Origin of the sequence: Pseudomonas sp. LAIL14HWK12:I7 (assembly GCF_000483465.1) — a bacterium.
In the GTDB taxonomy this organism is placed as follows: Bacteria; Pseudomonadota; Gammaproteobacteria; order Pseudomonadales; family Pseudomonadaceae; genus Aquipseudomonas; species Aquipseudomonas kermanshahensis.
Map to the genome: position 1 here is coordinate 92,900 of NZ_AXYZ01000009.1, position 26,624 is coordinate 119,523.

At 62.4% G+C, this 26,624-nt stretch carries 24 protein-coding genes and 2 pseudogenes; 14 read left to right on the top strand and 12 right to left on the bottom strand.

The window, feature by feature from the left end; genetic code table 11:
- Window positions 1-1,452, bottom strand: a complete 1,452-nt coding sequence (pyk, locus tag D886_RS0111505) for a pyruvate kinase (protein ID WP_027594073.1) — start codon at window positions 1,450-1,452, stop codon at window positions 1-3.
- Between the two features lie 180 nt (window positions 1,453-1,632).
- Here pyk and D886_RS0111510 point away from each other — a divergent pair, with 180 nt between their 5' ends.
- The 3 genes from D886_RS0111510 (at window position 1,633) to sbcB (ending at window position 3,984) form a co-directional block, all read left to right on the top strand.
- Window positions 1,633-2,019, top strand: a complete 387-nt coding sequence (locus D886_RS0111510; RefSeq protein WP_027594074.1) for a tol-pal system YbgF family protein — start codon at window positions 1,633-1,635, stop codon at window positions 2,017-2,019.
- Between the two features lie 123 nt (window positions 2,020-2,142).
- On the top strand, window positions 2,143-2,511 hold the full coding sequence (locus D886_RS0111515; RefSeq protein ID WP_027594075.1) for a PilZ domain-containing protein: 369 nt from the start codon (window positions 2,143-2,145) through the stop codon (window positions 2,509-2,511).
- 36 nt (window positions 2,512-2,547) lie between these two features.
- Window positions 2,548-3,984 (top strand): exodeoxyribonuclease I, encoded by a 1,437-nt coding sequence (gene sbcB, locus D886_RS0111520; protein WP_027594076.1) that lies wholly within the window; start codon window positions 2,548-2,550, stop codon window positions 3,982-3,984.
- Between the two features lie 74 nt (window positions 3,985-4,058).
- Here the strand turns inward: sbcB and mvaT are convergent, their stop codons facing one another.
- Window positions 4,059-4,436, bottom strand: a complete 378-nt coding sequence (gene mvaT / locus D886_RS0111525) for a histone-like nucleoid-structuring protein MvaT (RefSeq protein WP_027594077.1) — start codon at window positions 4,434-4,436, stop codon at window positions 4,059-4,061.
- Between the two features lie 283 nt (window positions 4,437-4,719).
- Here mvaT and purU point away from each other — a divergent pair, with 283 nt between their 5' ends.
- Both purU and D886_RS28570 read left to right on the top strand, forming a co-directional pair.
- Entirely contained in the window at window positions 4,720-5,571 is an 852-nt protein-coding gene (gene purU, locus D886_RS0111530) for a formyltetrahydrofolate deformylase (RefSeq protein WP_027594078.1), read from the top strand.
- Window positions 5,572-5,717: 146 nt separating this feature from the next.
- On the top strand, window positions 5,718-5,951 hold the full coding sequence (locus D886_RS28570) for a hypothetical protein (protein WP_081717485.1): 234 nt from the start codon (window positions 5,718-5,720) through the stop codon (window positions 5,949-5,951).
- Here the strand turns inward: D886_RS28570 and D886_RS0111535 are convergent.
- The 5 genes and pseudogenes from D886_RS0111535 to D886_RS28800 form a co-directional block, all read right to left on the bottom strand.
- Entirely contained in the window at window positions 5,857-6,849 is a 993-nt protein-coding gene (locus tag D886_RS0111535; RefSeq protein ID WP_027594079.1) for a lysylphosphatidylglycerol synthase transmembrane domain-containing protein, read from the bottom strand. The genes D886_RS28570 and D886_RS0111535 overlap by 95 nt on opposite strands.
- Window positions 6,846-7,610, bottom strand: coding sequence for a DUF2334 domain-containing protein (locus D886_RS0111540; RefSeq protein WP_027594080.1), 765 nt, complete (start codon window positions 7,608-7,610; stop codon window positions 6,846-6,848). The genes D886_RS0111535 and D886_RS0111540 overlap by 4 nt, the downstream gene beginning before the upstream one ends.
- The gene (locus D886_RS0111545) at window positions 7,603-8,724 is read right to left on the bottom strand and encodes a glycosyltransferase family 1 protein (RefSeq protein ID WP_027594081.1); all 1,122 of its coding nucleotides are present in this window, start codon (window positions 8,722-8,724) and stop codon (window positions 7,603-7,605) included. Before D886_RS0111545 ends, D886_RS0111540 begins: the two co-directional genes overlap by 8 nt.
- A 234-nt stretch (window positions 8,725-8,958) precedes the next feature.
- The gene (locus D886_RS28795; protein ID WP_371097681.1) at window positions 8,959-9,723 is read right to left on the bottom strand and encodes a methyl-accepting chemotaxis protein; all 765 of its coding nucleotides are present in this window, start codon (window positions 9,721-9,723) and stop codon (window positions 8,959-8,961) included.
- Window positions 9,724-9,816: 93 nt separating this feature from the next.
- Window positions 9,817-10,833, bottom strand: a pseudogene (locus D886_RS28800) (cache domain-containing protein); the annotation flags it as partial.
- Between the two features lie 167 nt (window positions 10,834-11,000).
- Here D886_RS28800 and D886_RS0111555 point away from each other — a divergent pair.
- Window positions 11,001-12,476, top strand: a complete 1,476-nt coding sequence (locus D886_RS0111555) for a helicase HerA-like domain-containing protein (protein ID WP_027594083.1) — start codon at window positions 11,001-11,003, stop codon at window positions 12,474-12,476.
- A gap of 164 nt (window positions 12,477-12,640) precedes the next feature.
- Here the strand turns inward: D886_RS0111555 and D886_RS0111560 are convergent, their stop codons facing one another.
- Entirely contained in the window at window positions 12,641-14,113 is a 1,473-nt protein-coding gene (locus tag D886_RS0111560) for an inorganic phosphate transporter (RefSeq protein WP_027594084.1), read from the bottom strand.
- Window positions 14,114-14,426: 313 nt separating this feature from the next.
- Window positions 14,427-14,627: a hypothetical protein gene (locus D886_RS0111565; protein WP_027594085.1), complete on the bottom strand. Its 201-nt coding sequence runs from the start codon at window positions 14,625-14,627 to the stop codon at window positions 14,427-14,429.
- A gap of 533 nt (window positions 14,628-15,160) precedes the next feature.
- On the opposite strand from D886_RS0111565, the gene pcaR reads away from it, so the two are divergent.
- The 8 genes and pseudogenes from pcaR to pcaC all read left to right on the top strand — a co-directional run bounded on the left by pcaR (window position 15,161) and on the right by pcaC (window position 23,350).
- Window positions 15,161-16,036 (top strand): pca regulon transcriptional regulator PcaR, encoded by an 876-nt coding sequence (gene pcaR / locus D886_RS0111570; RefSeq protein WP_050580745.1) that lies wholly within the window; start codon window positions 15,161-15,163, stop codon window positions 16,034-16,036.
- Window positions 16,037-16,369: 333 nt separating this feature from the next.
- Window positions 16,370-17,716 (top strand): MFS transporter, encoded by a 1,347-nt coding sequence (locus D886_RS0111575; RefSeq protein ID WP_027594087.1) that lies wholly within the window; start codon window positions 16,370-16,372, stop codon window positions 17,714-17,716.
- 183 nt (window positions 17,717-17,899) lie between these two features.
- Window positions 17,900-18,089: pseudogene (locus tag D886_RS28575) on the top strand (CoA-transferase subunit beta); the annotation flags it as partial.
- A gap of 2 nt (window positions 18,090-18,091) precedes the next feature.
- The gene (gene pcaF / locus D886_RS0111580) at window positions 18,092-19,294 is read left to right on the top strand and encodes a 3-oxoadipyl-CoA thiolase (protein WP_027594088.1); all 1,203 of its coding nucleotides are present in this window, start codon (window positions 18,092-18,094) and stop codon (window positions 19,292-19,294) included.
- 186 nt (window positions 19,295-19,480) lie between these two features.
- Entirely contained in the window at window positions 19,481-20,770 is a 1,290-nt protein-coding gene (locus tag D886_RS0111585; RefSeq protein ID WP_027594089.1) for an MFS family transporter, read from the top strand.
- 9 nt (window positions 20,771-20,779) lie between these two features.
- Window positions 20,780-22,144 carry a 3-carboxy-cis,cis-muconate cycloisomerase gene (locus D886_RS0111590; protein ID WP_027594090.1) on the top strand — a complete coding sequence of 455 codons (1,365 nt, stop codon included), beginning with the start codon at window positions 20,780-20,782 and terminating at the stop codon, window positions 22,142-22,144.
- An 11-nt stretch (window positions 22,145-22,155) separates the two neighbouring features.
- The gene (pcaD, locus tag D886_RS0111595) at window positions 22,156-22,947 is read left to right on the top strand and encodes a 3-oxoadipate enol-lactonase (protein WP_027594091.1); all 792 of its coding nucleotides are present in this window, start codon (window positions 22,156-22,158) and stop codon (window positions 22,945-22,947) included.
- A gap of 10 nt (window positions 22,948-22,957) precedes the next feature.
- Entirely contained in the window at window positions 22,958-23,350 is a 393-nt protein-coding gene (gene pcaC, locus D886_RS0111600) for a 4-carboxymuconolactone decarboxylase (RefSeq protein ID WP_027594092.1), read from the top strand.
- Window positions 23,351-23,474: 124 nt separating this feature from the next.
- Here pcaC and D886_RS0111605 read toward each other — a convergent pair whose 3' ends face one another.
- The 3 genes from D886_RS0111605 to D886_RS0111615 form a co-directional block, all read right to left on the bottom strand.
- On the bottom strand, window positions 23,475-23,987 hold the full coding sequence (locus tag D886_RS0111605) for a DUF962 domain-containing protein (RefSeq protein ID WP_027594093.1): 513 nt from the start codon (window positions 23,985-23,987) through the stop codon (window positions 23,475-23,477).
- A gap of 106 nt (window positions 23,988-24,093) precedes the next feature.
- Window positions 24,094-25,017, bottom strand: coding sequence for a LysR family transcriptional regulator (locus tag D886_RS0111610; RefSeq protein ID WP_027594094.1), 924 nt, complete (start codon window positions 25,015-25,017; stop codon window positions 24,094-24,096).
- Window positions 25,018-25,199: 182 nt separating this feature from the next.
- Window positions 25,200-26,453: an OprD family porin gene (locus D886_RS0111615; protein WP_027594095.1), complete on the bottom strand. Its 1,254-nt coding sequence runs from the start codon at window positions 26,451-26,453 to the stop codon at window positions 25,200-25,202.
- Between the last annotated feature and the right edge of the window lie 171 nt (window positions 26,454-26,624).

Sequence of the window (26,624 nt, forward strand, 5' to 3'; positions counted from 1 at the left end):
TCAGACCAGCGGATCACCGACATGCAGGATCTTCATGCCGTTGGTGCCACCGATGGTGTGGTAGCTGTCGCCCTTGGTCAGGATCACCCAGTCACCTTGTTGCACCAAACCACGCTTGAGCAGTTCGTCGACCGCCGCCTGGCTCACCTTGTCGGCCGGCAGCGAAGCCGGGTCGAAGGCGATCGGGTAGACACCGCGGAACATCGAGACGCGAGCCTGGGTAGCGCGGTGCGGCGACAGGGCGAAGATCGGCACGTGCGAACGCAGGCGCGACATGATCAGCGGGGTGTAGCCACTCTCGGTGAGGGCGATGATCGCCTTGACGCCCGGGAAGTGGTTGGCGGTGTACATGGCCGCCAGGGCGATGCTTTCGTCGCAACGCTCGAAGGTGGTGTGCAGGCGGTGGCTGGACTTCTGGTTGGTCGGGTGCTTCTCGGCACCCTGGCAGATGCGCGCCATGGCCTGGACGGCTTCGATCGGGTAGGCGCCGGCGGCACTTTCGGCCGACAGCATCACCGCATCGGTGTTGTCCAGCACGGCGTTGGCCACGTCGGACACTTCGGCGCGGGTCGGCATCGGGTTCTGGATCATCGACTCCATCATCTGGGTCGCCACGATCACCGCTTTGTTGTTGCGGCGGGCGTGCTGGATGATCTTCTTCTGGATGCCGATCAGCTCGGCGTCGCCGATTTCCACGCCCAGGTCGCCACGGGCAACCATGACGGCGTCGGAGGCGGCGATCAGCTTGTCGAGGGTTTCGTCGTCGGCAACGGCTTCGGCACGCTCGATCTTGGCCACCAGCCAGGCGCTGCCGCCGGCCTCGTCACGCAGCTTGCGGGCGTATTCCATGTCGCTGGCGTCACGTGGGAACGATACGGCCAGGTAGTCCAGGTCCATTTCCGCGGCCAGCTTGATGTCGGCCTTGTCTTTTTCGGTCAGGGCCGGTGCGGTCAGGCCGCCACCTTTGCGGTTGATGCCTTTGTGGTCCGACAGCGGGCCACCGATGATCACTACGCAGTGCAGTGCATCAGCAGTGGCGGTCTCGACGCGCATGACCACACGGCCGTCGTCGAGCAGCAGTTCGTCACCGACGCCGCAGTCCTTGACCAGGTCGGGATAGTCGATACCGACGATGTCCTGGTTGCCTTCGGTCAGCGGGTGGGCGGTGGAGAAGGTGAACTTGTCACCGATCTTCAGTTCGATGCGCTTGTTGCTGAACTTGGCGATGCGGATCTTCGGACCTTGCAGGTCGCCCAGCAATGCGACGTGGCGGCCGTTCTTGGCCGCGATTTCACGGATCAGGCGAGCGCGCGCCTTGTGCTCGTCCGGCGTGCCGTGGGAGAAGTTCAGACGTGCCACGTCCAGGCCGGCAAGGATCAGTTGTTCGATCACTTCCGGCGAGTTGCTGGCGGGGCCAAGGGTGGCGACGATTTTGGTACGGCGGATGGTCATGCACAGACTCCTATAGTGAAGCGCAGCGAAAGGCTACTCCTGAATCTCGCTGTAGTCATTGTTCCGTTGCACTACCTGCGACCAAGGCAGGGTAGCGTTTGAACGGTCAGGCCATCCTCGCAAAAGGGTGTGAAGATTTATGGGCAAAGGCCGATACACTGGCATCAAAGGAGACCCCTCATGCGAGCCCTGATCGTTTTAGCCTTGGCGGCCAGCGCCGTCGGCTGCACCCGCTGGTCGATGGACCACCACTTGAACAATGCCTACCGTGCCTACGACCGCGGTGATTGCCAGCGGGTGATGCTGGAGCTTTCGCAGGTCGACCGCACCAGCCGCGCGCGACCGTTCGTCCACCCCGAGGTCTCGCTGCTGCGTGGCCAGTGCCTGGAACGCCAGAAGCTGTTCGTGGACGCTGCGCAGACCTACGAGTACATGATCCGGGCCTACCCGGGCAACGAATACGCCTACCGCGCCCAGGCCCGGCTGCAGACCCTCGAGAAGCTTGGCCATTACCGTGGCGCTGAGGCTGCCGTGGCCAACCCGGTGCAGACCCCCCCTTGGCGTTAACACCAAGGTGTGATTTATTTCACGGGATTAACCGCGCGCGCTGCGCTAATCTGTAACTCAGTTGTTACAACAACCGCCAGTACCGCGCATTCCTGGCACCGGGTACGGACTGCACTTGTGATCATCTTCAACAAGCGGCATATCGAACGCCATCAGTTGCCCTGCGTTCTCAAGGTCTTCAACCGTTTTACCGATCAGCCGATCGGCCAGCTGGGTAATGCCTCAGTAGACGGTTTGATGCTCATCAGCCAACTGCCGGTGCTGGTCGGGCCGGATTACGAGCTGCAATTGCGTTTGCCGTTGGCCGGTGGCGGGTATCAGTTCATCAACCTCACCGCCAGTTGCCTGTGGTGCCGCGAAGACCAGACGCCCGGCCATTACGACTCTGGCTTCATGTTGCTGCAGGCGCCCCGCGAGTACGACGAGTTCGTTCGCTCTCTGCACGACTATTTCAGTTTCCGCCCCGCCAACGCTTCCGCTAGAGCCGAGTAGGCTAGAATCGGGTCGACCTCGATACAGGACGACCCCGTGAGCTCCAGCATTTTCTGGCACGACTACGAAACCACTGGTATCAACCCGCGCTGCGACCGGCCGCTGCAGGTGGCCGGTGTGCGCACCGACTTCGACCTCAACGAAATCGAAGAACCGATCAGCCTCTATTGCCGCCCCTCGGACGACATCCTGCCGCACCCGGCTGCTTGCCTGGTCACCGGCATCACCCCGCAACAGCTGGAAACCCAAGGGCTGTGCGAAGCCGAATTCATGACCCGGGTGCACGCGCAACTGGCGCGCCCAGGCACCTGTGGCGCTGGCTACAACACCCTGCGCTTTGACGATGAAGTGACGCGCTATAGCCTTTACCGCAACTTTTTCGACCCTTATGCCCGTGAGTGGCAGGGCGGCAACAGCCGCTGGGACCTGATCGACATCGTGCGCACGGCCTACGCCTTGCGCCCTGAAGGCATCGAGTGGCCGCAGCAGGATGGCCGTACCAGCCTGCGTCTGGAGCTGCTCAGCAAAGCCAATGGCATCGACCATGGCCACGCCCACGAGGCACTTTCCGACGTGCGGGCCACGATTGCCCTGGCGCGCTTGATCCGGCAGAAACAGCCGAAATTGTATGAGTGGCTGTTTCAGCTACGCAGTAAACAAAAAGTGATGGAACAGGTCCGTTTGTTGCAGCCGCTGGTACATATTTCGGGGCGTTTTTCGGCGGCCCGTAATTACCTGGGTGTGGTGCTGCCGCTGGCGTGGCACCCGCGCAATCGCAATGCCCTGATTGTCTGCGACCTGCATCAGGAAACCCTACCGTTATTGCGGGAAAGTCCTGAAGTTCTTCGTCAGCGCTTGTATACCCGCCACGAAGAATTGGCCGAGGGCGAATTACCCGTTCCGCTTAAATTGGTGCAGATCAACCGTTGCCCAGTGCTGGCGCCACTCTCGGTATTGCGCCCGGCCGATCAACAACGGTTGGGCATCGACTTGACGTTGTTACAATCGCGTGGCGAACAGCTGGCCAATCAACAAGCACACTGGCAAGACAAGCTGGAACACATCTACGGCAAGGATGATTTCACGCCGAGTGAAGATCCTGAACAACAGTTGTATGACGGTTTTCTGGGCGACCGTGATCGGCGTTTGTGTGAGCAAGTTCGCACGCTGGAACCCGCGCAATTGGGCCAGGGGCACTGGATGTTCGATGACCCGCGCATGCCTGAACTGTTGTTCCGTTATCGGGCTCGCAACTTCCCTGAGACCTTGAACAGTGAAGAGCGTCAGCGTTGGTATGGCTTCTGTCAGCAACGCCTGAGCGACCCGCAGTGGGGCGCGCCGAATACCCTGGGTGATTTCGAGCAGGCGCGGCAGCGTGCCTGGGAAGGCGCCGACGAGGCGGGCCGGCGGGTACTGGATGCGTGGCAGGAACACGCCCGAAAACTGCAGGCACAATTTGCAATTGCGCAGTGAATGGAAAAACAAAAACGCCGGCATTGAGCCGGCGTTTTTTTTGTTGCGCTAAGCAACGTTGAGCGTGCGGACAATCAGTCCAGCAGGGTCGCCCAGCTTTCAACCACGTCACCACCCCACTTGGCTTTCCATTCTTTCAGGGTTTTGTGGTTGCCGCCTTTGGTTTCGATCACTTCACCATTGTGCGGGTTCTTGTATTGCTTGACCTTGCGCGCACGCTTAGTGGCGGTAGGCTTGACCGCGCCGCGAGGCGCTTTGCTCAGTTTCGACTCTGGGTCGAGCAGGGCAATCACATCACGCAGCGACTTGGAGTACTCGCCCATCAGCGTGCGCAGTTTGCCTTCGAACTCCAGCTCTTGCTTCAGCTTGTCGTCTTGCGAGAGGTTGGCCAGACGGGCTTGAAGTTCCTTGATGGCTTCTTCGGTGGCGCGGTACTCGTTAATCAGGGACATGGAGAGTTCCTTTAATGCGTGTTCAGAAATGTGTGGGCCAATAATAGACAGGCGATACTCGCAAGTAAACATACAAATGGGCCATTAACTGTTAATTAAGCTGTCACAACATTTCTCTGCGTGAACAAAAATTTACATTAGCCCTGCGTTTTGTCATGCCGCTGAACAGGGCCACGTCTTGTGTGCCTGGCGGTGTGCACAACGCACGCGGTGCGATCCATACTGCGTTTTTCCTGGCGGGCCGCTAGAATGAGCGCCTTTGCGAAGTTCTGGAGTCTCATTCATGCGCACCTATCGTCTGGTGATCGCCTGCCCCGACCGTGTTGGCATCGTGGCGAAAGTCAGTAATTTCCTGGCCTTGTACAATGGCTGGATCAACGAAGCTAGCCACCACTCCGATGAACAGAGTGGTTGGTTCTTCATGCGTCATGAAATCCGTGCCGAATCCCTGCCATTCGGTATCGAGGCATTCCGCGAGGCGTTCGCGCCCATCGCCGAAGAGTTCTCCATGACCTGGCGTGTGACCGACTCGGCGCAAAAGAAGCGCGTGGTGTTGATGGCCAGCCGCGAATCCCACTGCCTGGCCGACCTGCTGCACCGCTGGCACACCGATGAGCTGGATTGCGATATCCCCTGCGTTATCTCCAACCACAACGACCTGCGCAGCATGGTCGAGTGGCACGGCATTCCGTTCTTCCATGTACCGGTCGACCCCAAGGACAAGGCGCCAGCCTTCGCCGAAGTGTCGCGCCTGGTCCAGGAACACGCGGCCGACGTGGTAGTGCTGGCTCGCTACATGCAAATCCTGCCGCCGCAGCTGTGCCAGGACTACGCTGAAAAAGTGATCAACATCCACCACAGCTTCCTGCCGTCGTTCGTCGGCGCCAAGCCGTACCATCAAGCGGCCCTGCGCGGCGTGAAGCTGATCGGTGCGACGTGCCACTACGTGACCGAAGAGCTGGATGCCGGCCCGATCATCGAGCAGGACGTGGTACGTGTCAGCCATGCCGACAGTATCGAAGACATGGTCCGCTTCGGCCGTGATGTCGAGAAGATGGTGCTGGCCCGCGGCCTGCGTTATCACCTCGAAGACCGCGTGCTGGTGCACGGCAACAAGACCGTGGTGTTCGACTGATACCGAGCCGGTCTGCTTCGCAGCCCATCGCCGGCAAGCCAGCTCCCACAGGTGTGGCGCTAGCCTTGGAGGCTACACCGTTCGGGTGGGAGCCGGCTTGCCGGCGATGGGGCGCAAAGCGCCCCCTCAATCGCGAGGAAACGCTCATGCCAGACCCACGTGACAAAGCTGGCGCCTCACCACCGCCAACCCTCGGCGAGGGCTGCCTGGCCCGCTATGACCCCGAGGCCCTGAGTGACGCCGACGGCACCGACTTCCCCGGTGCAGCCGAACTCTGGCAGCAACTCAACCCGCCTGACGCCGCCAGCGCTCCAGCAGCGGGCGTGCCAGCAAACAAGCGAACACCGGCCCACCCGCCAGCAGATAAAAGTAGTACGTGACCGCGCGCCAGATAACGATCGCTGCCGCCGCTGTCGAACTGCCCACCAAGGGTGTGAGCAGGCTTGCCGAGGTCAATTCGGCGGCACCTGCGCCACCCGGCAACAGGCTGAACTGGCCGGCGCTGAGCGAGAGCATCTGCACCAGGAAGCTGGGGATCCACGACAGCTCCACACCCAACCCCTTCAGCACTAGGTACAGCACGCTGTAACGCAGGCCCCAATGCGCGCAGGTCAGGGTGAAGACCAGTGCCAGCGTGCGCTTGGGCAGGCGCCAGGTTTGTGCCAGGGCGTCGATGAAGTGCAGCAGCTTGCGCGCCCAGCGGCGTTTACGCCCCGCAGACATCCCCAGGCGCTGTAACAGGCGACCGTTCAAGCGCATCAGCCCACGCCGGTAGCGCAGCAACCCCAGCACTACGACCAATGCCGCACACAGCAACAGTGCGCTGCCCAGCAACATGCTTTGCTGGCTGTGCCCCAGGCGGTGGAACAACGCATAGCCGGCGATCGCCAGCATCGCGCAGAAGAAAAACAGCAAGTCGTTCAACTGGTCCATGGCGAATACCGCGCCGCTGCGCGCCGGGCCAATGCGGTCGCGCGCCAGCAGGGCCATGAGGGTCAGCGGGCCGCCGCTGCCGCCAGGGGTGGTACAGATGGCGAACTCGGTGGCCATGACCACGCCGAGGCTGCGCAGGTAACGCAGTTGTGCGCCTTGCTGGCCGAGTAGCAGGCGCAGGCGAATGGCGTTGATCACCCAGCACAGCACGATCATGCCCAGTAGCATCAGCAACAGGCCGGGGTCGAAGCGTTGCAGCCTGGGCAGCAGTTCGCTGCCGCCCAGCAGCGTCGGTACCAACACCGCGCCCAGCAGGGCCAGGCCTAGCCAGCCCAGGCGATTCATGCGCTGGCCTGGCGGTCCAGCCAGGCGGACTTGGTCAACGGCTCGCGGCCCTCTGCCAGCAGCGTCTGCAGGGTGTGTAGCCAGTAGTCGCGTGATACGCGGTGGCGCATGTCCACCGGGTGCAGGCCGAGGCGCAGGGTCTGCGCGCCACGCCAGCGTTGGCATTGCCAGTCGCAAAGCACCTTCGACACCCTTCGGCGCCAGGCGCTGCGTGCGCTCCACACCAGGCCGGGGGCCTCGATGGCGGTAAACTCAGGCAGGCGGTACAGGTGCTGCGGTGTGCTGGTGTAGCGCAGCGGCAATTGGCGCAGGGCTTGGCGCGTGCCTTCGCTCATCAGCCAGGCGGGGGCGACGAAGCCGGCAACCGGCCAGGCTTGCCGCTCGAACACCGCCAGGCCTTGTTCCAGGCGTGCTAGCGCCTGACGTTGATCCAGCCCGTAGAATTCGCCTTCATGGGTATAGATGCGGCGCATGAAGAATGCGCCGGGGCTGCGCGGTGGCGCGCCGTCGTCGGCGTGGTAGTAGCCATGCAGCGCCAGCTCATCACCCAGTGCCAGGCGCCGGTCGAGTAGGCGGCAGAACGTGGGCGAGCGGTGCAGGGGGTTGCGGTGGTGAAAGTCTGGCACCACCAGCCAGGTCATGGGTACACCGCCAATCTTGTCGACGGCTTCGACGAAGGGTTGGTAGTCGGGCCAGGTCTCGGGCGCGATATCGTGCAGCACCAGCATCAGGCTGCGTGCTGCGCTGCCGGTTTCAGCCATGGGCCCGCGCCCGCGGTTGGTGGCCGAGCACGGCCTGGTAATGCTGCAGCAGGCCGGCGACCACGTTGTCCCATGAGTAGTGTTGCTCGACATGGCGGCGGGCCTGGGTGCCGAGGGTGCGCACACCCTCTTCGAACACCTGGCGCACCGCCTGCGCCATCGCCGCCCCGTCATTGGCCTGGCACAGCCGCCCGCATTGTTCGTTGACGATTTCACCAAAGGCACCGGCACGCACCGCGACCACTGGCGTCGCGCTGGCCATGGCTTCGAGAATGACCAGGCCAAAGGTTTCCTGGTCGCCGGCATGCACCAGCAGGTCGGCACTGGCCATCATCCTGGCGACCTCTTGTGGCGGGCAGAAGTGGTCGATCACGCTGACGTTCTGCGGCACATTCACAGGCATGTTGGAGCCCACCAGCAACAGGTGGTAGGGCCGCCCCAGGCGCTGCATGCAGTCGAGCAGAACCGGCAGGTTCTTTTCCCGCGAGCCACGGCCGGCGTAGATCAACAGGCGGCTGGTGTCGGCAATCCCAAGTTCCGCGCGCAGGTGCGGGTCGCGGTGGTCGGGGTTGAAGGTGGCCAGGTCTACACCCAGGCGCTGCACATGCACATCGCGTATGCCCAGCCGGCGCAGTTTATCGGCCATCACCTGGCTGGGGGCCAGCACCCGGTCGAAGTTGCCGTACAGCTTGCTGACGTAGGCTTCGACATTGGGCGTGAACCAATTGCCCATGCGGTTGCTGACCAGCAGCGGCAGGTCGGAATGGTAGAAGCCAATCACCGGCACATCGAGCTGGCGGCGTGCCTCCAGGGCAGCCCAAGCGGTCAGGTACGGGTCGCCGACTTCGATCAGGTCGGGTTTGAGGCTGCGCAGTACATTGCACCAAGGCGCCAGGCGCACCGGGAAGCGGTAGCCATTGCCAAAGGGCAGGGGAGGGGCCGGCACCTGGTAGATGCCATCGGTGTGTTGCGCGCTGGCGCCGGGAATCAACAAGCTGTGGCGCACGCCTTGGATGGCATCGAGGCGGCGGTGTTTGGCATCAAGATAGGTACGTACGCCACCACTGGCGGGGGCGTAGAACATGGTGATGTCGGCAATGTGCACGATCAGCATCCCTCCGGGATCGTCTTCGGGTCTGTCATCCGGCCGTAATGGGCCGGCGATGACGCGCCTAAAGGTTGACCTACCAGAAGGATAGTTTGTTCGATCGAGGTTGGGCTGGTTGCTGCGGGCTTGTAGGCGCAGCCTTGTGCTGCGAAGAGGTCGGCACGGACGCTACAGCTTTGTGGGCTGAGCTGGCCTCTTCGCAGCGCAAGGCTGCGCCTACAGGGGGCTATTGAACCGTCATTAGATGCGGAAGCTGCCCACCAGGTGTTTCAGGCGCGAAGCCTGTTGCTCCAGGTCCGAACACGCGCGCAGGGTGGCCTGCAGGTTTTCGACACCTTCCTGGTTGAGCATGTTGATCTCGTTGATGTCCATGTTGATCGCCTCGACCACGGCTGTCTGCTCTTCGGTGGCGGTGGCCACCGACTGGTTCATGCCGTCGATCTCGCCGATACGCACCGTCACGCTGTCCAGCCGCTCGCCGGCCTGGTTGGCGATCTGCACGCTGTCCTGGCTGTGGCGCTGGCTCTGGCCCATGGTATCGACCGACTCGCGGGCACCGACCTGCAGCTCTTCGATCATGGTCTGCACCTGTTGTGCCGACTCTTGGGTGCGGTGTGCCAGGTTGCGCACCTCGTCGGCGACCACGGCAAAGCCACGCCCGGCTTCACCGGCGCGGGCGGCTTCGATCGCCGCGTTCAAGGCCAGCAGGTTGGTCTGCTGGGAGATGCTGGTGATGACTTCGAGAATCTGGCCGATGTTGACGGTCTTGCTGTTGAGCGTCTCGATGTGCGCACTGGAGGTGACGATCAAGTCGGACAGGCGGTTCATCGCGGCGATATTGCGCTCGACCACCTGCTGGCCCTCTTCGGCCAGCAGCCGTGCGGAGCTGGCGTGTTGCGAAGCCTGGGCAGCATTGCCGGCGATTTCCTGTGCGGCGGCGCCCAGTTCGTTGATGGCGGCGGCGACGCTGTTGGTGCGGTTGGATTGCTCGTCCGAGTTGGTCATCGACGAGTTCGAGGCGCTGATCACGCGCAGGGCCACTTCATTGACCTGCTCGGTGGCCGAGGACACTTCGCGGATGGAGCCGTGGATACGCTCGACGAAGCGGTTGAAGGCGCTGCCGAGCAGGCCGAATTCGTCGTGGTTGTGGATGCGCAGACGCTTGGTCAGGTCGCCTTCGCCTTCGGCGATGTCTTCCATGGCGCGGGTCATGGTCAGCAACGGTTGCATCAGCACGCGAATCAGCAGGCCGAGCAGGCCGATGATGATGACCACCGCGACCAGCGTGGCGATCACCGCCGAGGTGCGGAAGGTGCTGAGCATGGAGAAGGCTTTGTCCTTGTCCACCGACAGGCCGATGTACCAGTTGGCCGAAGGCAGGCCTTTGATCGGGGTGAAGGTGAGCAGGCGGGTCTCGCCCTGGGCCTGGACTTCCGTCAGCTCACCGGACAGTTTCGGCGTGTGCTGAGGGAACAGGTCTGACAGCGATTTCATCACCAGGCTCTGGTCCGGGTGTACCAGGATTTTGCCTTGGTCGTTGACCAGGAAGGCGTAGCCCATGCCGCCGAAGTTCAGCGAGTTGATGATCTGCACCAAGCCGTCGAGGGCCAGGTCGCCGCCGACCACGCCCACGCTGTTGGAGACCTTGCTGAGAATGCCGATGACCATCTTGTTGGTGGTCATGTCGATGTACGGTTCGGTCAACGTTGCGCCAGAGGCGTTCATGCCGTCCTTGTACCAGGGGCGGGTGCGTGGGTCATAACCCTCGGGCATCTTGGCGTCCGGGCGCACGCTGAAACCGCCATCGACCTTGCCCAGGTACACGGTGAGGAAGCTTGTGATCAGGGCATTCTGCCCCATCAGGGTTTCAGCGTCGTTGGGGGCCTGGGCAATGTTCTGTGCCAGGTTCTCCACCAGCTTTATACGGCCTTCGAACAGGTTGCGGATATTGGTCGAAGTCGACTCGCCCATTTCAGTCAGATAATTCTCCAGATCCTCTCTGATGGCATTACGCTGGAGATAATCGTTATAGAGGGTGAACAGGCTGAAGGCGAGTATCACGATCAGTGAGGCCGCCAAGAGAATCTTGTGGCTGAAACGAAGGCTTTTGCTCATGGAGTAATCGGTTCCGCTAAGGTTTTATCGGGCGTTCGCACGAATACATCTGCAAGACAGTGCAACATCCCGGGAAGTCCTAGTTGGGTTGTTACTGTGTTCTAGGCGAATATCACCCCGAGGTATCGGCCGATACGCGGCAAAGCTTGAGAAGAGGATGAAAGAAGATGTCGGATTCTTCGCAAATAGTTGTAGGGGCGGGCCTTGATGGTCAGCCTGTCAATCAAGCCATGCGCCTCGCCAACCGTCACGGCCTGGTCGCCGGCGCCACGGGCACCGGCAAGACGGTCACCTTGCAGCACCTGGCCGAGGTGTTCAGTGATGCCGGCGTGGCAGTGTTCGCGGCCGATGTAAAAGGCGACCTGTGCGGCCTGGGTGCGGCGGGCGCACCGCAGGGCAAGGTGGCCGAACGCATTGCCGGCATGCCGTGGTTGGGGCATACGCCGCAGGCTTATCCGGTAAGCCTGTGGGATATCGCCGGGCAGTCCGGCCACCCCTTGCGCACGACCCTCAGCGAAATGGGGCCGCTGCTGCTGGGTAACCTGCTGGAACTGACCGACAGCCAGCAGGCAGCCTTGTATGCGGCATTCAAGGTGGCCGACCGTGAAGGCCTGCTGTTGCTCGACCTCAAGGACCTCAAGGCGCTGCTGGCGCACCTGAAGGACAACCCGCAGATGCTGGGTGAAGACAGCGCGCTGATGACCAGTGCCTCCACCCAGGCCTTGCTGCGTCGCCTGGCGACACTGGAGCAGCAAGGTGCCGAGGCGCTGTTCGGTGAGCCCGCGTTGCAACTCGAAGACTTGCTGCGGCCTGGCAGTGACGGCCGTGGGCGCATCCACCTGCTCGATGCCAGCCGGCTGGTGCATGAAGCGCCGAAGGTGTATGCAACCTTCCTGCTGTGGCTGTTGGCGGAGTTGTTCGAACAGTTGCCTGAGCGCGGCGATGCCGACAAGCCAGTACTGGCGCTGTTCTTCGATGAAGCGCACTTGCTGTTCAATGGCACGCCCAAGGCGTTGCAGGACCGCCTGGAGCAGGTGGTTCGGCTGATTCGCTCCAAGGGCGTGGGGGTCTACTTCGTGACCCAGTCGCCAGGTGATCTACCCGATGCGGTGCTGGCCCAATTGGGTTTGCGCATCCAGCATGGTTTGCGTGCGTTTACCGCAAAAGAGCAGAAGTCGCTGCGGGCCGTGGCCGATGGTTTCCGCCCCAACCCCGCATTCGACAGCCTGGCGGTGCTGACCGAGCTGGGTATTGGTGAAGCGTTGGTCGGTACGCTGGAAGAGAAGGGCACCCCCGCCATGGTGCAGCGGGTGCTGATCGCGCCGCCGCAGTCGCGTATCGGGCCATTGAGTGCGGCTGAGCGCACTGCATTGATTACCTCGTCACCGCTGGCCGGGCGTTATGACAAGCCGGTGGACCGTGAATCGGCTTATGAAATGCTCACTCAGCGCAAAGGTGAGCCTGTCGAGCCAGCGCCAGTGCCGAAGGCCGATGAAGAGAGCTTTGCCGACAAGGCTGGCGATTTTTTGCAGAGTGCAGCGGGGCAGGCGATCAAGTCCGCCGTGCGGCAGGCGGCCAATCAGTTGGGGCGGCAATTGGTGCGCGGGCTGATGGGGTCGTTATTGGGGGGCAAGAAGCGCTAGCAGCGCCACGCACTGCAGGAGCAGCCTTGTGCTGCGAAGAGGCCGGTACAGCCTATGAAGCTGTAGTGCCTTTGCCGACGTTTTCGCAGCGCAAGGCTGCTCCTACAGGGGCGCGGTAATATGAAAAAGGCGCCCGAAGGCGCCTTTTTCTACAGCGGTGTCGCTCAGCCAATCGCCTTGGACGCCAGCCAGAACAGGCCAGCTGCCAAGCCCATCGAGGCAGGCAGGGTCAGGATCCAGGCCAGCAGGATGGTCTTCACGGTGCCGCCTTGCAGGCCACTCTTGTTGGCGACCATGGTACCGGCCACGCCGGACGACAACACGTGGGTGGTCGATACCGGCAGGCTGAACACGTTGGCCATGCCGATGGCACAGGCCGCTGTGATCTGCGCCGACATGCCCTGGGCGTAGGTCATGCCCTGCTTGCCGATCTTCTCGCCAACGGTCAGGACCACGCGCTTCCAGCCGACCATGGTACCCAGGCCCAAGGCCAGGGCAACGGCCACGATCACCCAGAACGGTGCGTATTCGGTGGTGGCGGTGAGGTCTTTGCGCAGCTTCTCAAGGTCTGCCTTTTCACGGGCATCCAGGCCTGGCAGCTTGCCGACCTTTTTCGCCGTGTCATCCAGGCAGAGCAGGTAGCGGCGAACTTCCACGCGCTTCTCGGCATCCAGGGTGTGGTAGTCGGTCACGCCCTTGAGCGAGGCCTGCAGTGCGGCGATGGTCGGCTCGGTCTGCTGCGGGTTGCAGCTGAACTGCTCCGGCAGGTCGCTCGCCTTGGCCTTGCCCAATGCCAGGAACTCACCCAGGGTGGCGGCATTGCGCTCGTAGAACTGGCTCATGTGCAGGGTGGCGTCGCGGGTGCGTTCGATCTGATAGGTGGTGCTGTTCAGGTCGAGCACGAACTTGGCCGGTACGATACCGATCAGCACCAGCATGATCAGGCCAATGCCTTTCTGGCCATCGTTGGAGCCGTGCACGAAGCTTACGCCCATGGCCGAAATCACCAGTACCAGGCGGTTCCAGAACGGCGGGTGCTTCTTGTCGTCGAGCTTGCGGCGCTGTTCAGGCGTCTTGTGCATCTTCGACAGCGGGCGCCACCATTTAAGGCCGATCAGCACCAGCGCAGCGACCGCGAAACCGGCCATGGGCGAGACCACCAGCGACATGGCGATGTCGATCGCCTTCTGCCAGTTGACGCCATCGCCCAGCGGGATGTCGTTGATCAGGGCGTTGGCCAGGCCAACACCGAGGATCGAGCCGATCAGCGTGTGCGAGCTGGAAGCCGGGATACCGAAGTACCAGGTGCCCAGGTTCCAGGTGATGGCCGCAGCCAACAGCGAGAAGACCATGGCCAGGCCGTGTCCGGTGTTCACATTGATCAGCAGCTCTACCGGCAGCAGGTGAACGATGGCATAGGCCACCCCGACACCACCGAGCAGAACGCCGAGGAAGTTGAACACGCCGGAGAAGAACACGGCGAGGTGCGGCGGCATGGCTTTGGTATAGATGACGGTAGCTACCGCGTTGGCGGTGTCATGAAAGCCATTGATGAACTCGAAGGCGAGTACGAAGGTCAAGGCGAGCAGGAGGCTCACCAACACCCAGGCATCCAGTCCGCTGAATAAATCGATCATGAAGGTTGTCTGGCGGTCTTAGGGGGGCGGGATTATGCCAGAAAATATTGGCAATCGATGCACCTGCTACAGACCAATAGCACGCACTGTGACGCAGCCTTCACGCGCTTGCCAACGCTTGCATGAACAGTAGTGTCCGCAAAAAAGCGTGAAATATTCAAAAAATCGGCAAATGTCTGGGAAATAATCGACGCTTGACTGATTCAAACGGCCGTATGAAATTTGTGTAATTCCATTTCATCATCGACCTCTGAGTAAAGATCGACCGCGCCCGGGCAGGCCGGGCGACGACGCGGAAGGCGGAACGTTGCGCTTACGGCTTGTCGCTGCGCAGTTCCTTTTCCATTTTTTCCAGTTCCTGGTTGAACGCCTGGTCACGCACGCTGGCGCGCTTGCGCCACGGTTTGCGTTCGGGGTCCGGTTGAGCGGCGTAAGTGGTCACTTCACCACCGTAAACATCCTTGTAACGTTCAGCCTGGCGCTCGAGTTCTGCGCGCAGTTCATCTTTCGTCACAGTAGTACCTGAGTAAGTTGAATTAAGACTGTTGTTTTAGCTGTACAGCATGCCCCTGCGCATACAAAGGATGCCACAGGGAAAGCAGAGGGGGTGCCATACAGAACCTGCACATGCGTGGGTTGCCCGTAAGTGCTGGAGACAGCGGTGTGTTCCATTACCACAGCAACAAGGCGTACAACCCAATCGATTATAGCAACCGATAATTCTTCGAACAGGGATATTTACCAAAGCCTGACATGCCCGTCGAAGTAGTTGGGCTCAATGGGTAACGCGTCACACCGTGCGTATAACTTTGAAAGGAGCGAGCGGCAAAAGTTCGTCGGCCAGCCGTGGCGAACGCAGAAAGTAAAACGGCCTCGCACAAGGCGAGGCCGTTGCCTGGGACTTCTACGGTGGGTACCTGACCAGTCTCTCCAAAGAAGCCACAAAGTGGCATGAGAAAGGTATAAGCAAAAGTGTCAGCGGTCAATTGCGATTATCGGCCGTTCGTTCGATAATCGCACGACCCAGCGTTTTTTTTGAGGTGAGCGATGAGCGACGAAACAGCGGCCAACGAATCTGCCAACCCAGAGTCGGCACGCCCTGCCGCACCCGCCCTGGCGCCGCCGATCGTGGCGTCGCCGGCCAAGCGTATTCAGGCGTTTACTGGCGACCCGGATTTCATGACCTCCCTCGCGCGTGGGCTGGCGGTTATCCAGGCGTTTCAGGAGCGCAAGCGCCACCTGACCATCGCCCAGATCAGCCACCGCACCGAAATCCCTCGCGCAGCCGTGCGCCGTTGCCTGCATACCTTGATCAAGCTGGGCTATGCGACGACTGACGGGCGCACGTATTCACTGTTGCCCAAGGTGCTGACCCTGGGCCATGCCTACCTGTCGTCGACGCCATTGGCGATTTCTGCGCAGCCGTACCTGGACCGCATCAGTGACCAACTGCACGAGGCGGCCAACATGGCCACCCTCGAAGGCGACGACATCCTTTATATAGCCCGATCGGCGACTGTGGAGCGGTTGATCTCGGTCGACCTGTCGGTAGGCGGGCGCTTGCCGGCCTACTGCACGTCGATGGGGCGCATTCTGCTGGCGGCGATGGACGACACCAGCCTGCGCGAGTACCTCGACCGGGCTGACCTCAAGCCGCGCACCAGCCGCACCTTGCACGATGCCGAATCGTTGTTTGCCTGCATTCAGCAGGTGCGTGCCCAGGGCTGGTGCGTGGTGGACCAGGAACTGGAACAAGGGCTGCGTTCGATCGCCGTGCCGATCTATGACGCTTCGGGGCAGGTGTTGGCTGCATTGAACGTCAGCACCCACGTTGGGCGTGTGACGCGCAGCGAACTGGAGCAGCGCTTCTTGCCGATCCTGCTGGCAGCCAGTCGAGACCTTTGCCATCAATTGTTCGGGTGATGCCGCGCAAGGGAGGGCCGCTGAGCGCCCTTCCTGCCCCATTATCGAGCACGGACGCCTTTCCTGTTCGATAAACGCACAATGTCGTGCTCAGTGAATTGCGTCGTCCCGGTAGGCTGATTAATGTCTCTCGCAACGGTCGGCTTTGCCGACCGAACAAGAAAAACATGTGAGGCACATACCATGACTACTGTCCCATCGCTGCCGCGGCCGCACCCGCTCGCAGCACTGTTGTATCCAGGCTGACGCAGGCCGCCATCCTCCTACTATCGAACCCTGTACTTGCGCGCTGAGTGCAGTGGCATGGCTGTGCCCTAATTCTGGATAACAACTATGAACCAACCGCAAACCAACGTCGGCAAATGCCTCGACGTCCAGTCGTTCATCAACGACCAGCCGCTGTCCCGCTATCAATGGCGCGTCGTGCTGCTGTGTTTTCTGATCGTTTTCCTCGATGGCCTGGACACTGCCGCCATGGGCTTCATCGCCCCGGCTTTGTCGCAGGAGTGGGGCATCGACCGCGCCAGCCTCGGCCCGGTCATGAGTGCCGCGTTGATCGGCATGGTGTTCGGCGCACTGGGCTCAGGCCCGCTGGCCGACCGTTTTGGGCGTAAAGGCGTGCTGGTGGCTGCCGTGCTGGTGTTCGGCGGCTTCAGCCTGGCCTCGGCCTACGCGACCAATGTCGATCAGTTGCTGGTTCTGCGCTTCCTCACCGGGCTTGGCCTGGGTGCAGGTATGCCCAATGCGACGACGCTGCTGTCCGAATACACCCCTGAGCGGCTCAAATCGCTGCTGGTGACCAGCATGTTCTGCGGCTTCAACCTGGGCATGGCGGGCGGTGGGTTTATCTCCGCGAAGATGATCCCGGCGTATGGCTGGCATAGCCTGCTGGTGATCGGTGGCGTGCTGCCGCTGCTGCTGGCGGTGGTGTTGCTCATCTGGTTGCCGGAGTCGGCACGCTTCCTGGTAGTGCGTAATCGCGGTACGGATAAAGTCCGCAAAACCCTGGCGCCGATTGCGCCGCAGGTAGTGGCCCAGGCGGCCAGCTTCAGCGTGCCGGAGCAGAAGGCGGTGGCGGCGCGCAACGTATTCGCGGTCATCTTCTCCGGCACCTACGGCCTGGGCACGATGTTGCTGTGGCTGACTTACTTCATGGGCTTGGTGATTGTCTACCTGTTGACCAGCTGGCTGCCGACCCTGATGCGTGACAGCGGGGCCAGCATGGAGCAGGCGGCGTTCATTGGCGCACTGTTCCAGTTTGGCGGCGTGCTGAGCGCAGTCGGGGTGGGCTGGGCCATGGATCGCTTCAACCCGCACAAGGTCATCGGCATTTTCTACCTGCTGGCCGGGGTGTTTGCCTACGCGGTGGGGCAGAGCCTGGGCAACATCACCCTGCTCGCCACCCTGGTACTGGTCGCTGGTATGTGCGTCAACGGGGCGCAGTCGGCCATGCCGTCGCTGGCTGCCCGCTTCTACCCAACCCAAGGGCGTGCCACGGGCGTTTCGTGGATGCTGGGCATCGGCCGCTTTGGTGCGATTCTCGGCGCCTGGAGTGGTGCGACGCTGCTGGGCCTGGGCTGGAATTTCGAACAGGTGCTGACAGCGCTGCTGGTGCCGGCGGCATTGGCGACGGTGGGTGTGGTCGTGAAAGGGCTGGTCAGCCACGCGGACGCGACCTGAGTGCCGAAGGGGGCCGCTTTGCGGCCCATTCGCAGCACAAGGCTGCTCCTACAGTAGAAATACATAAATGGTTCGATAATCGCACATAAGGTCGATTATCGGATTGTAAGGGACCTACCAGTCTCCTTAATCTGAACGCACTGATGAACCCTGACCGGGAGTCTCCAAAGCAAGCCGGCACCCCATGAATTCGCTGTCGCTGCGGTTCATTCGGGGGCCAATCTGCGAGCAGATCGTTGCGGCCATCCGCTGGGCGATCCGCTTTGCCGGCGACGTGCAGACCACCACCGAATCCACCCGAATCGAGATGTCCGCCTTACGCGACCTCGAAGCCCATACCGCCGCGGCCCATGGCCAGATGGCAGGAGAAGCCAAATGCGCGACGTATTCATCTGTGACGCCATCCGCACCCCGATCGGCCGCTTCGGCGGCGCCCTGGCCGGCGTGCGCGCCGATGACCTGGCGGCAGTGCCGCTGAAGGCGCTGATCGAGCGTAACCCTTCGGTGCAGTGGGATCAGGTCGACGAAGTGTTCTTCGGCTGTGCCAACCAGGCCGGTGAAGACAACCGCAACGTAGCGCGCATGGCGCTGCTGCTGGCGGGCCTGCCTGAGAGCATTCCTGGCGTGACCCTGAACCGCCTGTGCGCATCGGGCATGGATGCCATCGGCACGGCGTTCCGCGCGATCGCCAGTGGCGAAATGGAATTGGCCATCGCCGGTGGCGTCGAGTCGATGTCGCGTGCACCCTTCGTCATGGGCAAGGCCGAAAGCGGCTACTCGCGCAACATGAAGCTTGAAGACACCACCATCGGCTGGCGTTTCATCAACCCGCTGATGAAGAGCCAGTACGGCGTCGATTCGATGCCGGAAACCGCTGATAACGTCGCTGACGATTACCAGGTGTCCCGCGCCGATCAAGATGCATTCGCCCTGCGCAGCCAGCAAAAGGCCGCCGCGGCCCAGGCTGCCGGCTTCTTCGCCGAAGAGATCGTGCCAGTGCGCATTGCCCACAAGAAGGGCGAAACTATCGTCGAGCGTGATGAACACCTGCGCCCGGAAACCACCCTGGAAGCATTGACCAAGCTCAAGCCGGTCAATGGCCCGGGCAAGACGGTCACCGCAGGCAACGCATCGGGTGTCAACGACGGTGCTGCGGCACTGATCCTGGCCTCGGCGGAAGCGGTGAAGAAACACGGCCTGACTCCACGTGCTCGGGTACTGGGCATGGCCAGCGGCGGCGTGGCTCCTCGGGTCATGGGCATTGGCCCGGTGCCTGCGGTGCGCAAGCTGACCGAGCGCCTGGGTGTGGCGATGAGCGACTTCGACGTGATCGAGCTGAACGAAGCGTTCGCCAGCCAAGGCCTGGCCGTGCTGCGTGAGCTGGGTGTGGCCGATGATGCGCCGCAGGTGAACCCCAATGGTGGCGCGATTGCCCTGGGCCACCCGTTGGGCATGAGTGGCGCGCGCCTGGTGCTGACCGCGTTGCATCAGTTGGAGAAGAGTGGCGGGCGTAAAGGCCTGGCGACCATGTGTGTGGGGGTAGGCCAAGGTTTGGCGTTGGCCATCGAGCGGGTTTGATCAGGCTCGGCCTCTTCGCGGGTAAACCCGCTCCCACAGGGATCCACGCAATCCTCTGTGGGAGCGGGTTTACCCGCGAAGAGGCCGGATCTATGAGACACAAGGCTAATGGCCAGCCGCGCAGCGGAACGAGTGTGTTACTAGGTATGTCTAGACTTACCTAGGACCCTCCAGGAGTAAAACCTCATGACCTCAACCTATTACACCGGCGAAGAACGCAGCAAGCGTATCTTCGCGATCGTCGGTGCCTCTTCAGGCAACCTGGTGGAATGGTTCGACTTCTACGTCTACGCCTTCTGCGCGATCTACTTCGCCCCGGCCTTCTTCCCCTCCGACGACCCCACTGTGCAGTTGCTCAACACCGCCGGTGTGTTCGCAGCGGGCTTCCTGATGCGCCCCATTGGTGGCTGGATCTTTGGCCGTCTGGCCGACCGCCATGGCCGCAAGAATTCCCTGATGATCTCGGTGCTGATGATGTGCGCCGGGTCCTTGATGATTGCCTGCCTGCCGACCTACGGCAGCATTGGTACCTGGGCGCCGGCGCTGCTATTGCTCGCCCGCTTGATCCAAGGCCTGTCGGTAGGTGGCGAGTACGGCACCACGGCGACCTACATGAGTGAAGTGGCACTGCGCGGCCAGCGCGGTTTCTTCGCCTCGTTTCAATACGTGACCCTGATCGGCGGCCAGTTACTGGCGGTGCTGGTGGTGGTCATCCTGCAGCAGTTGCTGACCGAGGACGAGCTGCGCGCCTGGGGCTGGCGTATTCCGTTCGTGGTCGGTGCCGTGGCCGCGCTGATCTCGCTGATGCTGCGTCGCTCGCTGCACGAAACCAGCAACGCCGAAACCCGCAATGACAAAGACGCCGGCTCGATCAGCGGCTTGTTCCGCAATCACGCCGCGGCGTTCATCACCGTGCTGGGGTACACCGCCGGCGGTTCGCTGATTTTCTACACCTTCACCACCTACATGCAGAAGTACCTGGTCAACACGGCCGGGATGAACGCCAAGAGCGCCAGCTATGTGATGACGGGGGCGCTGTTCCTGTTCATGATCCTGCAGCCGTTCTTCGGCATGCTGTCCGACCGTATCGGCCGGCGTAACTCGATGCTGCTGTTCGGCGCCTTGGGCACGCTGTTCACCGTGCCCCTGTTGATGGCGCTGAAGACCGTGACCAGCCCGTTCCTGGCGTTCGTGCTGATCAGCCTGGCCTTGTGTATCGTCAGTTTCTACACCTCGATCAGCGGCCTGGTAAAAGCGGAGATGTTCCCGCCGCAGGTGCGCGCACTGGGTGTGGGCCTTGCGTATGCGGTGGCCAACGCCATGTTCGGCGGGTCTGCTGAATACGTGGCCTTGGGCCTGAAGACCCTGGGCATGGAAAACACCTTCTACTGGTACGTGACGGCCATGATGGCGGTGGCTTTCTTGTTCAGCCTGCGCCTGCCGAAGCAGGCGGCGTACCTGCACCATGACGATTAAGGACCTGCAATGACGTACCGTGCGGACAACCAGCTGTTCGATGCCTACTTCACCGCGCCGGCCATGCGCGAGATTTTCTCCGACCGTGGCCGCCTGCAGGGCATGCTCGATTTCGAAGCCGCCCTGGCCCGCGCCGAAGCGGCCGCCGGGCTGGTGCCGCACAGTGCGGTGGCGGCCATCGAGGCGGCCTGTAAGGCAGAGCGTTACGACGCTGGCGCCCTGGCCGATGCCATTGCCAGTGCCGGCAACTCGGCGATCCCGTTGGTGAAGGCGCTGGGCAAAGTGATCGCCAGCGGCGTGCCCGAGGCCGAGCGCTACGTGCACCTGGGCGCCACCAGCCAGGACGCCATGGACACCGGGCTGGTACTGCAACTGCGCGATGCCCTCGACCTGATCGAGGCAGACCTCGCTCAACTGGCCGATACCCTGGCGCGCCAGGCCTTGCACCATGCCGACACCCCGATGGTGGGGCGTACCTGGCTGCAACACGCCACGCCGGTCACCTTGGGCATGAAGCTGGCCGGTGTGCTGGGCGCGCTGACCCGTCATCGCCAGCGGCTTCAGGAGCTGCGCCCGCGCCTGCTGTGCCTGCAGTTCGGTGGTGCGTCCGGCAGCCTGGCAGCGTTGGGCAGCAAAGCCATGCCGGTGGCCGAGGGCCTGGCCGAGCAGCTCAAGCTGCACTTGCCCGAGCAACCCTGGCACACCCAGCGCGACCGGCTGGTGGAGTTTGCCTCGGTGCTGGGCCTGATCGCCGGTAGCCTCGGCAAGTTTGGCCGCGATGTCAGCCTGCTGATGCAGACCGAGGCGGGGGAGGTGTTCGAGCCTTCCGCGCCAGGCAAGGGTGGTTCGTCGACCATGCCGCACAAACGCAACCCGGTGGGTGCCGCCGTGCTGATCGGTGCCGCTACCCGCGTGCCGGGCCTGTTGTCGACCTTGTTCGCCGCCATGCCTCAAGAACATGAACGCAGCCTTGGCCTGTGGCATGCCGAGTGGGAAACCCTGCCGGATATCTGCTGCCTGGTTTCCGGCGCCCTGCGCCAGGCCCAGGTGATTGCCGAAGGCATGCAGGTCGATGCCGAACGTATGCGCCGCAACCTCGACCTGACCCAGGGGCTGGTGCTGGCCGAGGCGGTCAGCATTGTCCTGGCTCAGCGCCTGGGCCGTGACCGTGCTCATCATTTGCTCGAGCAGTGCTGCCAGCGCGCCGTCGCCGAACAGCGCCACCTGCGTGCCGTGCTGGGTGACGAGCCGCAGGTCAGTGCCGAGTTGTCGGCAGAAGAACTCGATCGCTTGCTCGACCCTGCCCATTACCTTGGCCAGGCCCGCGTCTGGGTGGCGCGCGCCGTGGCTGAACATCAACGTTTCACTGCCTGAAGGAGACTGCTGTGGCGCATTTGCAACTGGCCGATGGCGTACTGAACTATCAAATCGATGGCCCGGCGGATGCTCCGGTGCTGGTCTTGTCCAACTCCCTCGGCACCGACCTGGGCATGTGGGACACGCAGATCCCCGTGTGGAGCGAGCACTTCCGTGTGCTGCGCTATGACACCCGCGGCCACGGCGATTCGCTGGTGACCGCCGGCCCTTACAGCATCGAGCAACTGGGCCGCGACGTCGTGGCCTTGCTCGACGCCCTGGACATCAACAAGGCGCACTTCGTCGGCCTGTCGATGGGCGGCCTGATCGGCCAGTGGCTGGGCATCAACGCCGGCGAACGCCTGGCCAGCCTGACCCTGTGCAACACCGCCGCCAAGATTGGCAGCGATGAGGTCTGGAACCCGCGTATCGACACCGTGCTCAAAGGCGGCCAACAGGCCATGGTCGAGCTGCGCGACGCGTCCATCGCCCGCTGGTTCACCCCAGCCTTCGCCCAGGCGCAGCCCGAACAGGCCCAGCGTATCTGCCAGATGCTCGCGCAGACCCAGCCTGAGGGCTATGCGGCCAACTGCGCTGCGGTACGCGACGCCGACTACCGCGAGCAGGTTCAGCGTATCCAAGTGCCGACGCTGATCGTTGCCGGTACTGAAGACGTGGTGACCACGCCGGAACATGGCCGCTTCATGCAGGCGGCTATCAAGGGTGCCGAGTATGTCGATTTCCCGGCGGCGCACCTGTCCAACGTCGAGATTGGCGAGCGCTTCAGCCGCCGTGTACTCGACTTCCTGCTGGCCCACTGAGGACAACGCCATGGATGAGAAACAACGCTACGACGCGGGCATGCAAGTGCGCCGCGCGGTGCTGGGCGATGCCCACGTGGACCGCAGCCTGGAGAAGCTCAACGACTTCAATGGCGAGTTCCAGGAAATGATCACTCGCCATGCCTGGGGTGATATCTGGACCCGCCCCGGGCTGCCGCGCCATACCCGCAGCCTGATCACCATCGCCATGCTGATCGGCATGAACCGCAACGACGAGCTCAAACTGCACCTGCGCGCCGCTGCCAACAATGGCGTGACCCGTGACGAGATCAAGGAAGTGCTGATGCAGAGCGCGATCTATTGCGGTATTCCGGCAGCCAATGCCACCTTCCACCTGGCGGAGTCGGTGTGGGATGAGCTGGGGGTTGAGTCGCGCGCTTGATCCTTGCGGCCTTTGTAGGAGCGGCCTAGCGTCGCGATCGGGCCGCAAAGCGGCCCCAACAGTATTTGCGGTATCACTGAAACCTGGGGCCGCTACGCGGCCCGATCGCGACGCAAGGCCGCTCCTACATCGACCTCAGTGTTACCGGCCCGGCGTTGGCTTCCACGGCCCGCTTCAGCGCTGGGCACAACCCCAGCATGAATGCAGCTTCGGCCACCACGAACAGCGGCCCGATGATCAGCCCGCTGATGTCGTCGACGAACGCCGGCTTGCGGCCCTCGTAGTAGTGGCCGACGAACTGGATGATCCAGCCCAGCACAAATGCCCCCAGCCCAGCCCCCAGCCACAGCCCGGTGCTTTGCACTGCCAGTACCTGGCCAAGCCATAGGCACAGCCCCAGCAGCAGGCCCATGACCAGCCCGAAGCGCAGGTCCAGGCGCAGGTAGAACCACACCGAGGCGGCGGCCGCCAGCAGGGCAGGTGACAGCCAGATGCCTGCAATGTCCCAGCCTGGGCGCGACAGCAGGATGGTCACGGCCAGCACGATCAGTGGAATGCCGACGAAATGGGTGGCGATGTTGCGCGGGTCGCGGTGGTAATGGGCGTACTGGCTCAGGTGCTCTTCAAGGTTTTTCATTGTTGTGCCTCCCTGGTTTGCCTGATCGGGTTTACTGCCTGTGCCGGCCTCTTCGCGGGCAACCTATATTGCTCAGGATAGCCTGCAGCCCACCAGCATCATCACTTCAGCGAATGGCAGCACTCCGCAGGGGCGCATCCAGCCCTACCAGCGTCTCGATCATCGCCCGCGCCGCCGGCGACAACCGGTAACCGCTGCGGCTGACCACGCCGCAGCGCACGCTGAGCACCTCCAGTGCGGGCGGCAGGTTGCGCCAGTGCAGGCGCACCAGGCTGCCGGCCGCCAGGTCTTCGGCAACGGCTTCTTCGCTGGCAGTACCGATTGCATTACTGGCCTGCACGACACTGCGCAGCACCGGCAGGTGCTCGGTCTGCAGGTGCGGGGTGAAGTCGTTGCGCCCGCTCAGGTTGGCCAGCCGCTTGCGCACACCGGGCGCGAGCAGGGCGCTGGCCAGCGGGTAGGTGAACAGGTCGTTGGTCGACAAGCTGTCCTTGGCCAGCAGCGGGTGGCCGGGGCGGCAAAAGAACAGGCCGGGGCGTGGCGTAAGCGGTTCGGTATGGAAGTTGGGGTCAGCCTCGAACGGGCGGATGTCGTCGACGAAGAATTCAATCTGCTCACGGCGCAGTGCCTGGCCGAGGCGCTCGGCATTGTCCACCAGCAGCGAAGTACGAATACCCGGGTGGCTGTCGATGAAGTGGCGCAAGGCATCGGGGACCAGGCGAACAGCCAGGGCCGGGCCGCTGCCGAAGTGCAACTCGCCAGCGTCGAGCTTGGTCATCTGCAGCACTTCGTTGCTCAACTGCGCGGCACCTTGCACGAGGCGGCGTGCGTGCTGCAGCACCACCAAGCCTTCGGGGGTGGGTGGCAGTGCCTTGCTGGCGCGGTCTACCAGGGCGCAGCCGAATGTCTGCTCCAGGCCCTGGATGGCCCGGCTGAATGCAGGCTGGGTGATACCCATGGCTTCAGCGGCGCGGACAAAACTGCGGTATTCGTTGAGGGCGATGAAGTAGCGCAGTTGACGGAGGTCCATGTCGCGGCTCTGGGGCGGGGATCAGGGCTCGATTTAAGCTGTTACAGCTTATGTCGTCAACGAAGGTTTGTTTAGGTTGTTATGCGATAAAGTTATTTATGCATCAACTCATCCGGCCTCTTCGCGGGTAAACCCGCTCCCACCCTTTAGGAGCGGGTTTACCCGCGAAGAGGCCTGTGAAATTACAGAAGGTTCAGCGGATAGCTCACGATCAAGCGGTTCTCATCGAACGCATTGGTGCTGAAGTCCCGGCGCATGGTCGAGTTGCGCCACTTCAACGAAAGGTCCTTGAAGCTGCCCGACTGCACCACATAAGCCAGTTCCGTTTCTCGCGCCCACTCCTTGCCGTCGTCAACGCCACCTGCAGTCACGTTGTCACCCTTGATATAGCGGTTCATCAGGGTAAGCCCCGGTACCCCGACAGTGGCGAAGTTGAAGTCATGGCGCACCTGCCACGAGCGTTCCTTGGCGTTGTCGAAGCTTGAGTTGTAGCTGTCGTTGGCCAAGGTGCCGCCGCTGGTGCCGTTGACGCGCATCCAGGCGTCATCGCCGCTGACCTTCTGCAGGCCGACGTAGAAGGTATGGCCCTGGTAGCGAGCCGAGAGCAGCGCCGAGGCGGTGCGGTTGTCCAGGTCGCCGGCGCGCTCGGCACCGTCTTCCTTGCCGGTGAAGTAACCGAGGTTGGCGCCCAGGGTCCAGTCGCCCAGTGGCTGGCTGTGGACCAGGTTGAGGTACTGCTGGCGGTAGATGTCCTTGAGCTGGGCATCCCACAGGGCAATCGTCGTGCGCTTGTCGTTGAAGGTGTACTCACCGCCGCCGAAATTGAAGCGGTCGGACGTGAAAGCACCGCGGCCATTGAGCGACATGTCTTCCATGCTGGCGTCGTTGCGCGGGCTGTTGGCGCGGAACTGGCCGGCGTACAGGGTCAGGCCGTCGATCTCCTTGGAGGTCAGCTGGCCGCCGCGGAAGGTTTGTGGCAGCGAGCGACCATCGTCGGAGCGCAGGATCGGCAGCACCGGCATCCATTCGCCGACCTTCAATTCGGTCTGCGAGAGCTTGGCTTTCAAGGCCACGCCCAGGCGGCCGAAATCATCGGCGGGGCGGCCATCGTCGTGCACCGGCAGCAGGTGCGTGTTGGTGGTGCCTTTACCGCCATCGAGCTTGACCGAGTACAGGCCCAGTACGTCCATGCCGAAACCGACGGTGCCCTGGGTAAAACCGGAGCGGGCGTCGAGGATGAAGCTTTGGGTCCATTCTTCGGCCTTGGCCTGCGGGTGAGCTGGGTCGACGAAATTGCGGTTGATGTAGAAGTTGCGCAGGTTGAGGGTGGCCTTGCCGTCCTCGATGAAACCACCGTCGGCGGCGAACACGGGGAGGGTGCAGGACATGGCCAACAGGCCTGGCAGCAGCTGGCGTGCGGGGTACGAAATGCTCATCTGTCGTGGATCTCTTGTTTTTATTGGCGAACCGTTGCATTGCAGGATGCGGCCTGCAAGCACGGGTCTTTTGATGAACGTGGGCAACGTTGCGTGAGCGGATGGTGCGGGGTAGGGAAGGGGCGAGGCAATTCGTCGCAGACGGTATGGGGCGATTATCGAACGGAATGT